This window comes from Salegentibacter sp. (assembly GCF_041642575.1).
In the GTDB taxonomy this organism is placed as follows: Bacteria; Bacteroidota; Bacteroidia; order Flavobacteriales; family Flavobacteriaceae; genus Salegentibacter.
This window is the reverse complement of the sequence record NZ_JBEPWD010000018.1, coordinates 26,392-38,212: the sequence shown is the minus strand read 5'-3', so window position 1 is coordinate 38,212 and position 11,821 is coordinate 26,392. Positions and strand designations below refer to the sequence as shown.

General features: G+C 41.0%; 10 protein-coding genes. 3 read left to right on the top strand and 7 right to left on the bottom strand.

What is annotated here, in order from left to right; genetic code table 11:
• Nucleotides 1–4: 4 nt before the first annotated feature.
• The 5 genes from ACESK1_RS05175 to xrtF all read right to left on the bottom strand — a co-directional run bounded on the left by ACESK1_RS05175 (nucleotide 5) and on the right by xrtF (nucleotide 6,676).
• A complete protein-coding gene (locus ACESK1_RS05175; protein WP_372918602.1) occupies nucleotides 5–1,267 on the bottom strand; it encodes a TolC family protein in 1,263 nt (420 codons plus the stop codon).
• A 1-nt stretch (nucleotide 1,268) separates the two neighbouring features.
• Entirely contained in the window at nucleotides 1,269–5,090 is a 3,822-nt protein-coding gene (locus tag ACESK1_RS05170) for an efflux RND transporter permease subunit (RefSeq protein WP_372918599.1), read from the bottom strand.
• Nucleotides 5,091–5,201: 111 nt separating this feature from the next.
• Complete coding sequence (locus ACESK1_RS05165) at nucleotides 5,202–5,591, bottom strand: hypothetical protein (RefSeq protein WP_372918597.1); 390 nt, start codon at nucleotides 5,589–5,591, stop codon at nucleotides 5,202–5,204.
• A gap of 99 nt (nucleotides 5,592–5,690) precedes the next feature.
• The gene (locus ACESK1_RS05160) at nucleotides 5,691–6,134 is read right to left on the bottom strand and encodes an exosortase F system-associated protein (protein ID WP_372918595.1); all 444 of its coding nucleotides are present in this window, start codon (nucleotides 6,132–6,134) and stop codon (nucleotides 5,691–5,693) included.
• Entirely contained in the window at nucleotides 6,131–6,676 is a 546-nt protein-coding gene (gene xrtF, locus ACESK1_RS05155; RefSeq protein ID WP_372918593.1) for an exosortase family protein XrtF, read from the bottom strand. The genes ACESK1_RS05160 and xrtF overlap by 4 nt, the downstream gene beginning before the upstream one ends.
• A gap of 90 nt (nucleotides 6,677–6,766) precedes the next feature.
• On the opposite strand from xrtF, the gene ACESK1_RS05150 reads away from it, so the two are divergent.
• A complete protein-coding gene (locus ACESK1_RS05150; RefSeq protein WP_372918591.1) occupies nucleotides 6,767–7,225 on the top strand; it encodes a GAF domain-containing protein in 459 nt (152 codons plus the stop codon).
• 34 nt (nucleotides 7,226–7,259) lie between these two features.
• Here the strand turns inward: ACESK1_RS05150 and ACESK1_RS05145 are convergent, their stop codons facing one another.
• Both ACESK1_RS05145 and ACESK1_RS05140 read right to left on the bottom strand, forming a co-directional pair.
• The gene (locus ACESK1_RS05145; RefSeq protein ID WP_372918589.1) at nucleotides 7,260–7,793 is read right to left on the bottom strand and encodes a hypothetical protein; all 534 of its coding nucleotides are present in this window, start codon (nucleotides 7,791–7,793) and stop codon (nucleotides 7,260–7,262) included.
• A 27-nt stretch (nucleotides 7,794–7,820) separates the two neighbouring features.
• Entirely contained in the window at nucleotides 7,821–9,074 is a 1,254-nt protein-coding gene (locus tag ACESK1_RS05140) for an ABC transporter permease (RefSeq protein WP_372918587.1), read from the bottom strand.
• 144 nt (nucleotides 9,075–9,218) lie between these two features.
• On the opposite strand from ACESK1_RS05140, the gene purH reads away from it, so the two are divergent.
• Nucleotides 9,219–10,751, top strand: coding sequence for a bifunctional phosphoribosylaminoimidazolecarboxamide formyltransferase/IMP cyclohydrolase (purH, locus tag ACESK1_RS05135; protein WP_372918585.1), 1,533 nt, complete (start codon nucleotides 9,219–9,221; stop codon nucleotides 10,749–10,751).
• A 38-nt stretch (nucleotides 10,752–10,789) separates the two neighbouring features.
• Entirely contained in the window at nucleotides 10,790–11,818 is a 1,029-nt protein-coding gene (locus tag ACESK1_RS05130; RefSeq protein WP_093408731.1) for a rod shape-determining protein, read from the top strand.
• Nucleotides 11,819–11,821: the final 3 nt, after the last annotated feature.

The window sequence follows — 11,821 nt, the reverse complement described above, 5'->3', positions numbered from 1 at the left end:
TATATTATTCTTTGATGTTTTCATCATGATTTTTTGTTTTAGAAGATAGATAATCCAATTTCGCCTGTGCGATAAATCCGTTTTTTAGCGCGGCGAGCTTTTGTGTATTGAGCATTAAAATATCCTGATTCATTCGGAGTACCTCCTCAAAATCTTCGGTATTATTACCGAAACCGGAGACCAATAATTTATTGGCCCGGTTTGAGCTTTTAATCTGCCTGTCATAAAGCTCAAGGAGTTTCTCTGCTTTTTTGAGTTCGTAACAGGTTTGTTCATAAATGGTCAGCAATTCATTTTCACGGGCTTCCCGGTTTTGTATTGCGGCCGTTTGCATCAGTTCAGCTTCCTTTTCAGCAGCTTTATATTTTTTTCTAAAAATAGGTAGAGTCACTGAAAACATAGGCATAACAGCATCCTGCCCATTCATGGGCGGGTTAGCATCGGTGCGTTTAGAAATTATCGAATAATCTACACCCAGACCAAGCATGGGCAAGCCTTCTTTTTGTGCAACCTCTGCCCGACTTTGATAAGCTTCAAGCTCCCGATCGAATCTTGTCAGTTCAGGGTGGGTGTCAAAATCTATCTCTTCCAATTCAGAGTCTCCAGGTTTACTTAAAGTCAAAGTATCCTGAATTTGAACTGTTGCTCCCGGCTCGCGATTAAGGAGATAATTGAATTGCCTCTTTAAACTTTCCAGCGCCTCTTGCTCGAGTTCAATTTCTGTGATAGCCTCTTCCCGCTTGATATCTACTCTCACTACATTTACCATAGAAGAACTTCCGCTTCTGAATTTGCTTAGCGAAAGTTCCCGATAAGAATCAAGTATTTCAAGGTTTTCTTTTTTCAAACCAATGGTTTCTTCTAATTCATAAAGCTCGGAATAAGCCTTTTTTACTTCATAGAAAAGATCACCACGCATTGCCAGATATTCTTGAAAACGGGCCTCAGCCATCAAATCGGCTGCCTGAGCCTTGGCTTTTAATGTTCCAAACCAGGGAAACATCTGCATAAGGTTAAATCGAGCTTCCTGTGCTCCCAACCGGGTTTCTATCATCCTTCCGAAAGCACTCACGGTAAGGGTGGGATCGGGAAGGGAAGCTACCTGGGGCGATTCCAGCAAAGCAGCTTCAAATTGAGTATAAGCAGACTGTAATTTCGGATTATTTTCCGCAGCAATCCTTAGATAGCTTTCCAGTTCCTGTGCCTGAGCTTTATTTCCAAAGAAAAGGACCAGGAATAGCAGTATTATTTTTAGTGCGTTTTTCATCTTAAATAGTTTTCTCGGCTTTTTTTACCACAGTTTCTCTCCAGTATGCCTGTAAAACCGGCACCACGAAAATGGTCATAATTTGAATCACCATTCCTCCAACAATAGGGATGGCCATAGGCACCATAATATCGGAACCTTTCCCGGTGGAAGTGAGTACAGGAAAAAGGGCGATAATCGTAACTGCGGTGGTCATCATCGCAGGGCGAACCCTTTTTAATCCGGCCTCCATCACCGCCGATCGAACCTCAGGAACAGTTTGCGGATTTCTTCTTTCAAAGACCTGATGAATATAAGTTCCCATGAGGACCCCGTCATCGGTAGCGATTCCAAAAAGTGCGATGAAACCAACCCAAACGGCCACACTTAAATTAATGGTGCCCATCTGGAAAAGATCACGCATATTGGTCCCGGCTATGTCAAAATCCATAAACCAACCCTGTCCGTAAAACCATAACATTATAAATCCGCCCGCGAAAGCCACAAAAACTCCGGAAAAATGAATAGTTGAGGCGATAATGGTTTTGAACTGAAAATACAGCAGCAGGAAAATAATGAGTAAACAAATGGGGATAAGAATAGCCAGACGTTTCACGGCCCGTACCTGGTTCTCATAATTACCCGAAAATTTATAGCTCACTCCGGCAGGTACTTTCAATTCACCTGAATCTATATGAGACTGTATATGATCCCGGGCATCATTCACTACATTCACTTCGGCGAAACCATCACGTTTGTCAAAGAGCACATAACTGGTAAGAAAAGTATCCTCACTTTTTATCATTTGGGGGCCACGCACATAATTGAGATCGGCCAGTTGCCCCAGGGGTATTTGAGCCCCATTTGGGGTAGGGATCAGGATTTGCTCCAGGTTGGAAGGATCATCCCGCAATTCGCGAGGATAGCGCACCCTTACCGGGAAACGCTCACGACCTTCTACAGTAGAAGTTATCTCCATCCCACCAATAGCCGTTTCTATAGTTTGTTGAACCGCTTCAATGCTAAGTCCATAGCGGGCTATGGACTTTCGGTCAATATCAATCTCCAGGTAAGGTTTGCCCACCACACGATCTGCAAAAGCTGCTTCAGCTTTTACTGAAGGCACCTCTTTAAGCAGACTTTCAAGTTCCATTCCAAAATCCTGAATTGTTTGCAGATCGGGGCCAAAAACCTTAATACCCATCGGCGCGCGCATCCCTGTTTGCAGCATTACCAGCCGGGTTTCAATGGGCTGCAGTTTTGGCGCAGAAGTAACCCCCGGAAGCCTGGTGCGTTGCACGATCTCATCCCAGATATCATCTGGGTTTTTAATGTGTTCCCGCCAGTTTCGGTAATATTCCCCATCTTCATCAATGATGAGATTTTCTCCGGAAATATTTTGTAAGATAGCATCCTCATTGGTTAGACTGTCCCCCGTTTTGGTAATGAAGCGTTCGTTGTCATCAACCTTAAATGCCTGAAGTTTACCATTTTCATCCAGAATATATTCAGATTTGTAGTTGATTATATTCTCAAACATCGAAATAGGTGCGGGATCCAGGGCACTTTCCACTCTTCCGAGTTTTCCTACAGAAATCTCTACTTCCGGGATATTGGTTACCGCAATATCGAGTTGCTGAACGGTTTTTTTAGTTTCTTCTATTCCGGCGTGTGGCATAGCAGTAGGCATCAATAAGAAACTCCCTTCATTAAGCGAAGGCATAAATTCTTTTCCAACTCCCGGAAAAGTATGAGTCATCCCGCTCCAAACTGAAGTAGTTCTTACATTCCAGCCAGTTTTATCGAAACCGTTGGCTACAAACCCAAAAATTTTAGGGAAGCCAAACCAAATCATTATTCCGAAGAAAATAGTGATAAGTGGCAACAACAGGAATGTCCCTTTATTGAGCAGGCACCAGTTAAGGATAGGCCGGTAAAATTTCACCACAGCAAGCAATACAGCAAGGGTGATGGCCAATAAAAAGATTACAAAAAAGTAATTGGTGAAAAGTGAAATTCCGAAACCAAGTGGCATCCATTCCTCTGCCAGGAATAAGATAGTGACCAAAAGAATCACCAGCATCGTAATTTTTTCTGAGTACTTCCCGAGGAATTCGGGATTCCGACTTTCTAAAAGTTTTAAAACCCCTATTAATGTTAACGCAAGGGGAAGCCAGAATTTAAACCATATAGCCAGCACAATTCCTGAAACAATTAAAATTATATACCAGGTCTTTCGGCTTTTTTCCTTGTTTATCTTGATATTAAAAGCAAAATAGGAGAGCATTGGAAGCAAAAGCACTCCAACAAGGAATGCTGCAACCAGAGCAAAAGTCTTGGTGAAGGCCAACGGACGGAAAAGTTTACCTTCAGCATTTTCCATAAAGAAAACCGGGATAAAACTCACAATAGTAGTAGCGAGTGCTGTGGTTACGGCAGGAGCTACCTCAATAGTGGCTTTTTGGATCACAGAAAGCAATTTCTCACCCCGTACCCCGGTATTTTTACGCATTTCCAGATGCCGAATGGTATTTTCAACAAAAATAATTCCGACATCTACCATTACCCCTATCGCAATAGCAATACCTGAGAGAGCCACCACATTGGCATCCACTCTAAAGTAACGCATAGCAATAAAGGTCATTAGCACCCCAATTGGTAACAGGGCCGAAATAAGTATGGAAGCCCTAAGATTAAGCACCAAAACAAGAATCACTATGATGCTTATAAGGACCTCGTGAGACAAAGCCCGTTCCAGTGTGCCTATGGTCTCGTGAATTAGTTGCGTACGGTCATAAAATGGAACAACGGTGAGTTGACTTTCAGAACCATCGGCCAGGGTTTTATTTGGAAGTCCAGAAGAAATCTCATTGATCTTATCCTTGGTATTCTCTATTACCTGTAAGGGGTTTGAACCATAACGTGCAACTACCACCCCACCGGTCACATCGGCTCCACCTTTGTCCAGAATGCCTCGTCGTTCTGATGGCCCCAGGTGAACTTCAGCAATATCACTGATTAGTACCGGAGTATTATCTGAAACACTTACCACCGTATTTTCAATATCTTCAACAGATTCGATATAGCCCAGACCGCGAACCAGGTATTCTACCTTGTTCACTTCAAGAGTTTTGGCACCGGCATCCCGATTGGAATTTTTCACTGCCATCATCACCTCATCTATTCCAATGTTGTAGGCTTTCAGAGCATCAGGATTTACGTCGATTTGGTATTCCTGAACAAAGCCACCTATAGAGGCTACTTCCGCAACACCTTCCACAGCACTGAGAGCAGGCTTCACGTAATAATCCTGGATAGTGCGTAATTCGTGTTGATCCCAACCGCCGGTGACATTTCCATCTTTGTCCCGTCCTTCAAGGGTATACCAGAAAACCTGGCCTAAAGCCGTAGCATCGGGTCCCAAAGCAGGTTTAGCATCATCAGGCAGCAGGCCTGCGGGAAGCGAGTTGAGTTTTTCCAGAACTCTGGAGCGAGACCAGTAAAACTCAACATCCTCTTCAAAGATGATATAGATACTGGAAAATCCGAACATGGAGTTAGAACGCACCGATTTTACCCCAGGAATTCCTAAAAGGGAGCTGGTAAGCGGATAGGTGATCTGGTCCTCAATATCCTGCGGAGAACGCCCCGGCCAGTCTGTAAAAACAATTTGTTGATTTTCCCCAATGTCGGGAATGGCATCTACCGGAACGGGATCACTGGGAAGAAAACCGGTGTTCCAGTTAAAAGGTGCGGTAACCAGACCCCAGCCAATCAAGAAGACAAGCAAAAGTACTGATACCAGCCGGTTGTATAAAAAATATTTTATTAGCTTATTGAACATTTTCAGAATGATTTATTGATATAATCCAACACTAAAGAAGGATCTCTGAGTCATTAAAAAACAGGGGCGGCTATTTCCTGGTAATGGAAAAGGCCACGAACATCAATAAAATCAAATTAGAAAAACCTGGTCCAGCAACTGTATATCGCTGACCAGCAAGGGAGGGGAATAATCTTTAAATGGAACTACTTCCTTAGGAAGGGTTTCAAAAAGATTTAAATAAGAAAAGCTAAAGCTCGTGAGAAATTGCTGCTGTTCAAGATCAAGCGACTGAAAGGAATGCTTTAGTTCATCCTGTCCATCTACCAACACCTTTTCGTTGGTGCAGCAATTATCGACAGCATTCTCCATATCCATTCCGCAGGTTTCAGCTTCAGAAAAGATAGCTTTATCTACCAGAAAGCTTCCACAGAAATGTTTATCTACCGTAAAAGACAGGGTAGAAAACAGCACCATAAGGGCCATTAAAACAGAACCGCTATTTTGAAAAGCTTTTTTCATCGGCTACAAAAATAGTTAAAATTTTGATATAAAGCATTTTCAAAGATAAATACAAAACTTTTAGAAGAGGTTTCAGAATTATCGGGAATAAATTAAAGATTATGGATTTCCCTTTTTCTGAAGCCGGTAATAATAAAATGCAGGAAGCAAAATGAGTATGAATACCGGGTGAATGAGAAAACGCCTCACATAAAACAAGCTCATCACGTGGCCGCGATCTAGATTTAAAAGCAGGTAAGAATAGACTCCCAACCCAATTACAAACAGCACAACATATAAAAGTCCGGCAAACTTGACGATATTTCTATCGAAAAATGCCACATACAGGATTAAGAGCGAAATAATGGAGTTTAACCAGAATCTGAAACTGAGATTTAGCAGTAAATCAGGCAATTTATATTGAGGCAACTGGTCAAGCATATAATAACCACTGCGGTAATACTCATTTATGGGATCGTAAAATAGATGTTCCTCGAAAACTCTCACCAGAGCAAGTAGGATAACCAGAACCCCGATAATAAGTACACGGTATTCCTGTTTCATCGCACCTGGTTTTTGGAATAAATATAGACCCAGAGAATCCAAAGTAGAAACACCGTACCGTAGATAATGAGAGGAAAGATGATGGAATGGAGAAATTCGGTGTGCTGTGGGAATTCATAAATTCCTATAGACAAGACCGCAATGCGTATAATATTCATCGAATAGATAATTACCAGTCCTGCCAGAAGAAAAGCCAGGGTGGTCTTAAATCTTCCGAAGAAGGCCAGCACGAAAGCAATGAAAAGAACCATAATACTCATCGCGTTACAACCTTCAACGATTTGTGCCAGATATTGATCGTTGATCATAAGCTTCATCGAAAGATGATATTGGTGCGGTTCAATTTGTGCGCTATAGCCGAAGCTGTTGATTAGCATTTCAGTTTGCCGGGCAACCATGTGCGTAACATAATCGGGATAATAAATTTCGGATCTAAAAACATCCAGGTACCAATTATATAAAAGACTTAAAACAAAATAACTCCCAAGGAAGATGAGAATAAACCGAAGTACCGATTTGTATTTGACGAATAGTTTAAGCAAGTGAGATCTTTGGCTTTTTAACAAATTTATACAAATAAGCCAGCCAGCCTGCGCAAAATTTTAAATACTTTTGCACTAAAATATATTGATATGCCATTTCAGAAATTAAAACCAGCTGTAGAGAAGATTTTAAGCAACGAAGAACTTTCGGTAGATCATCGCCTGGAGCAGGTTTGTGATCTTCTAAAGGAAAACATCCCTTACTACGATTGGGTGGGTTTTTATTTCAAAAATGGGGATAAAAAGGAATTAAAATTACGCGCTTTTGCCGGAGAACCTACCGACCATACCATTATTCCATTTGGGAAGGGCATTTGTGGGCAGGTAGCGGTCTCTAACAAGAATTTTGTCGTGCCGGATGTAAAAACCCAAACAAATTATATTGCCTGCAGTATTAATGTTAGAGCCGAAATAGTAGTTCCCCTTTTCTTGAATGGAGAAAACATTGGCCAGATCGATATCGATTCGAATACCGAAGATCCATTTAATATTGAAGATGAAAGATTTTTAGAATGGGTTAATGAGAAAGTAGCGGAGATTTTAAGCTAGACCCTCATTCCATTTTTTTAAGGTGAGAAGCTGATCAGTTATTCATTATTCCCGCTTGATTGGACAATATCTCTTTTATTCTATTTAAAGATGCCTTGTCTTTAACCACAATATATATTACACCATAAGAGCCGGAAGTTCCATATAATGCCCTTGCCATTACTCCCTTATATACTTCAATTTTAGAGATCTTATCAGTATTAATCTCTTCAACAAGCTTTTCAATTCTTTCAGATTCTGGATTTGCCTGAAGCCTTAAACTTTCTTTTTCATAAACAAAAAGATACAAAGGCCTGCTTTTAGACTCTTCTGAAAATTCTCTTTTCGCAAGGGCTATTTTCTGATCGGGAGATTCATAATTCCCACTTAAGTAATTAAAGTAAACAGCGGTATCTTGCACAATTCGGTTCTTTAATTCCTCTAATTGAACTTTCAATTCATAAGAATCTACTTTTTCCAACCACTCCTCATTTTCTTTTTCAGAAAGGATAAAATCAACTTCCTGCGCAGCACTTGTGACACAAAAAACACTTATAAAAAGAATACTAAGGATAAAATTAATTTTCATTCTAATAGTTTTATGAGAAGGGCGAAATTACATCCCTGTGCGTATCGCTTCAACAGGATCTAATTTTGAAGCTGAAATGGCCGGAATAATCCCGGAAATCAATCCTATCACGGCGGCAACTATAGTTCCCAGCATCAGGTTCCAAAGAGATAGCACGAATTCAAAATCGCCGGTGAATTGAGAAGCTATAATTGAAACGAGCCATACCAAAAAGAGACCAATGAGCCCGCCTATTACCGACAAAATCACAGCCTCGAAAAGGAATTGAAAAAGTATGAACCTGTTCTTGGCCCCAAGAGACTTCTGAATCCCAATCAGGTTGGTTCTTTCCTTCACACTAACGAACATTATATTAGCAATCCCAAAACCACCTACCAACAGCGAAAAGCCACTAATAATAAGGCCTATAATATTCATCTGCCCGGTAATATTATCTATGAAATCAGCAAATCCCTGAAGCTGATTAATAAAAAAGTTATTGATTTCTCCGGGTTTTATCGCCCGGAAATTTCTTAGTTGCGCCTCTACCATAGCAACAAATTCGGCATTATCCACTCCATCTTCAGGTTTAAGCACAATTTGCGGAAAAACCCCTTTATTATTGTCGCCATATATTCTCCTTACCAGGTTAACCGGTAGAAAAGCCTGACCGTCTCTGGAGTTTCCGAAGAGAGAACTCCCCTGTTTTTCCAGGACTCCAATGACCTGAAGTTTCCGGCCGTAGAGCCGCACCTCTTGTCCTAGCGGATTAGTATTTCCGAAGAGATTATTCGCTATTTCGTGCCCCAGAACAATTACCGGAGCACCACTAACCGATTCAGATTCATTAAAAAATCTGCCTTCCCTTAATTCAAAGGCTTCAATATCATAATATTCACTGGTTACGGCACCAACATCAACGTTTTCACTGGTAACATCCTGAAATTTTATAGGTTCTGAGGGAACTCCAATTACATAACTTACCGCTTCAAGGTCAGGTAAGTTTTTTTTAAAGTGTTGATATTCATCATAGGAAACATCCGGGAATTGCTGGCGCTTCCATTGCGGAACATCGGTAGGACCAAAGGAAAAACGCATAATAATAATGGTGCTGTTATCCAAGGAACTCAAACTGCCTTTAATCTCTTTTTCTAGGGAATCTACAGCAGCCAGTACTGCAATTATGGAAAAAATTCCAATGGTCACACCCAATAAGGAAAGAAAGGTACGCAGCTTATTGTTTCTAAGCGCATTCACAGCAAAAGTGAAACTTTCTTTTAAAAGTCTAAGATATATAAACATACAGTTTAGTGCCGTATTTAAAGGAGTTACAAGATAAGACGCAGGGGTTAAAAATTCGTTACAATTTTATTGATAAATAAATTCATTCCCTTTTATGTTTGCTGCTTAAATACTTACTTTTGCCACTTTATCAAACACAACACAATGAGCGACTTAAAACAAGCGAAATCTGCTTTAATTTCTGTATTCAACAAAGACGGCCTTGCTCCTATTGCGAAAAAACTCAATGAGCTGGGAATTACGATTTATTCTACCGGAGGAACGGAGAAATATATCAAAGATCTGGGCATAGAAGTTATTCCTGTTGAAGATATCACTTCCTACCCATCTATCCTTGGAGGAAGGGTTAAAACCCTACATCCAAAAGTTTTCGGCGGAATTCTGAATCGCCAGGAAAATAAGAGTGATGCGAAGGAACTGGCTGAATATGAAATTCCGCAGATAGACATTGTGATCGTGGATCTTTATCCGTTTGAAAAGACCGTTGCTTCAGGGGCTTCTGAAGAAGATATTATTGAAAAGATAGATATTGGAGGAATCTCGCTTATACGCGCAGCGGCCAAGAATTTTAAAGATGTGCTGTGTGTTTCTTCCGTTGAGGATTATAAAGAATTTGAACAATTACTGATCGAAAAAAAGGGCGAAACCAGCCTTGCCGATCGTAAGAGATTTGCTGCCAAAGCCTTTAATATTTCCTCTCATTACGACACTTCAATTTTCAATTATTTCAATACAGAAAATGACGTAAAAGTTTATAAGGAAAGCATCCAAAACGGTCAGGAACTCCGCTACGGTGAGAATCCACACCAGCAAGGATTTTTCTTTGGGGATTTCGATGCAATGTTCGAAAAAATACACGGGAAAGAACTATCTTACAACAACCTGCTGGATGTTGATGCTGCGGTAAATCTTATGAACGAATTTAAGGGCGAATCTCCTACTTTTGCCATTTTGAAACACAACAACGCCTGCGGCCTTGCCCAGCGCGATACTTTGCATCAGGCTTATACCGATGCACTGGCAGGAGATCCGGTTTCTGCTTTCGGCGGAATTCTGATTAGTAACACAGAGATTGATAAGGCAACTGCTGAAGAGATCCACAAACTTTTCTGTGAAGTGGTGATCGCTCCCTCATTTTCTTCTGAAGCTGAAGAAATTCTGAGAGGAAAGAAAAACAGGATTCTATTAATTCAGAAGGAGGTAGAGCTTCCTAAAAGACAGGTTAGAACCTGCCTGAATGGAGTTTTGGTTCAGGAGAAAGATCTAAAAACCGATGCTGCTGAGGATTTAAAACAAACTACCGACAATAAACCAACAGATGCTGAGTTATCTGACTTGTTATTTGCTTCCAAAATTTGCAAGCATACCAAATCAAATACCATTGTTTTGGCGAAAAACAAACAGCTTTGTGCCAGCGGTACAGGTCAGACCTCTCGTGTAGATGCACTTAATCAAAGTATAGATAAGGCCCGTTCCTTTAACTTTGACTTAAGTGGTGCCGTGATGGCCAGTGACGCGTTTTTCCCATTTCCTGATTGTGTGGAAATTGCCGGAAATGCAGGAATTACGGCGGTAATTCAACCGGGAGGATCTATTAAAGATCAGCTTAGTATTGACTATTGCAACGAAAATAATATTGCTATGGTGGTGACGGGAACCCGGCATTTTAAACATTAATTTTATTACATTTACCAAACCTCAACACTTAACATACTATGGGATTTTTTGACTTTCTCATTGAAGAAATAGCGATAGATTTAGGAACCGCAAACACATTGATAATCCACAACGACAAAGTTGTTGTAGATAGCCCTTCAATAGTAGCCCGCGACCGCACCACAGGAAAAATAACCGCCGTAGGGAAAGAAGCTGCTATGATGCAGGGAAAAACCCACGAAAACATTAAAACAATCCGACCTTTAAAAGACGGGGTTATCGCCGATTTCGATGCCAGTGAGAAAATGCTCACGATGTTCATCAAAGAGATCCCGGCGCTGAAGAAAAAAATGTTCACTCCCGCTTTAAGGATGGTGATCTGTATTCCTTCGGGAATTACTGAAGTTGAGATGCGAGCGGTAAAAGAAAGTGCAGAACGCGTTAACGGAAAAGAAGTATATCTAATTCACGAACCTATGGCAGCGGCGATAGGGATTGGAGTAGATATTATGCAGCCAAAAGGAAATATGATCGTGGATATAGGTGGTGGTACTACAGAGATAGCTGTTATCGCCCTGGGAGGAATCGTTTGTGATAAATCTATTAAGATCGCAGGGGATGTTTTCACCAACGATATCGTGTATTACATGCGTACCCAGCACAACCTTTACGTAGGTGAAAGAACTGCTGAAAAAATAAAGATTCAAATCGGTGCAGCTACTGAAGATCTTGAAGTCCCGCCGGAAGAAATGAGTGTTCAGGGACGTGATCTATTAACCGGAAAACCAAAACAGGTTAATATTTCATATCGCGAAATAGCTAAAGCCCTGGATAAGTCTATCCTCCGTATCGAAGATGCAGTAATGGAGACTTTGTCTCAAACTCCGCCTGAGCTTGCAGCCGATATTTACAATACTGGTATTTATCTTGCCGGGGGAGGTTCAATGTTAAGGGGTCTGGACAAGCGTTTATCCCAAAAAACCGACCTTCCTGTTTATATTGCTGAAGATCCGTTAAGAGCGGTGGTTAGAGGAACCGGAATAACCCTGAAAACCTTAAACAGATATAAGGGAATCCTGATCAAGTAGGAG

Coding starts and splice junctions, on each gene's coding strand:
- ACESK1_RS05140 (WP_372918587.1), bottom strand. CDS start 9,074: ATGTTTATATATCTTAGACTTTTAAAAGAAAGTTTCACTTTTGCTGTG.
- ACESK1_RS05150 (WP_372918591.1), top strand. CDS start 6,767: ATGCCATTTCAGAAATTAAAACCAGCTGTAGAGAAGATTTTAAGCAAC.
- ACESK1_RS05165 (WP_372918597.1), bottom strand. CDS start 5,591: ATGAAAAAAGCTTTTCAAAATAGCGGTTCTGTTTTAATGGCCCTTATG.
- ACESK1_RS05175 (WP_372918602.1), bottom strand. CDS start 1,267: ATGAAAAACGCACTAAAAATAATACTGCTATTCCTGGTCCTTTTCTTT.
- ACESK1_RS05160 (WP_372918595.1), bottom strand. CDS start 6,134: ATGAAACAGGAATACCGTGTACTTATTATCGGGGTTCTGGTTATCCTA.
- ACESK1_RS05130 (WP_093408731.1), top strand. CDS start 10,790: ATGGGATTTTTTGACTTTCTCATTGAAGAAATAGCGATAGATTTAGGA.
- purH (WP_372918585.1), top strand. CDS start 9,219: ATGAGCGACTTAAAACAAGCGAAATCTGCTTTAATTTCTGTATTCAAC.
- ACESK1_RS05145 (WP_372918589.1), bottom strand. CDS start 7,793: ATGAAAATTAATTTTATCCTTAGTATTCTTTTTATAAGTGTTTTTTGT.
- ACESK1_RS05170 (WP_372918599.1), bottom strand. CDS start 5,090: ATGTTCAATAAGCTAATAAAATATTTTTTATACAACCGGCTGGTATCA.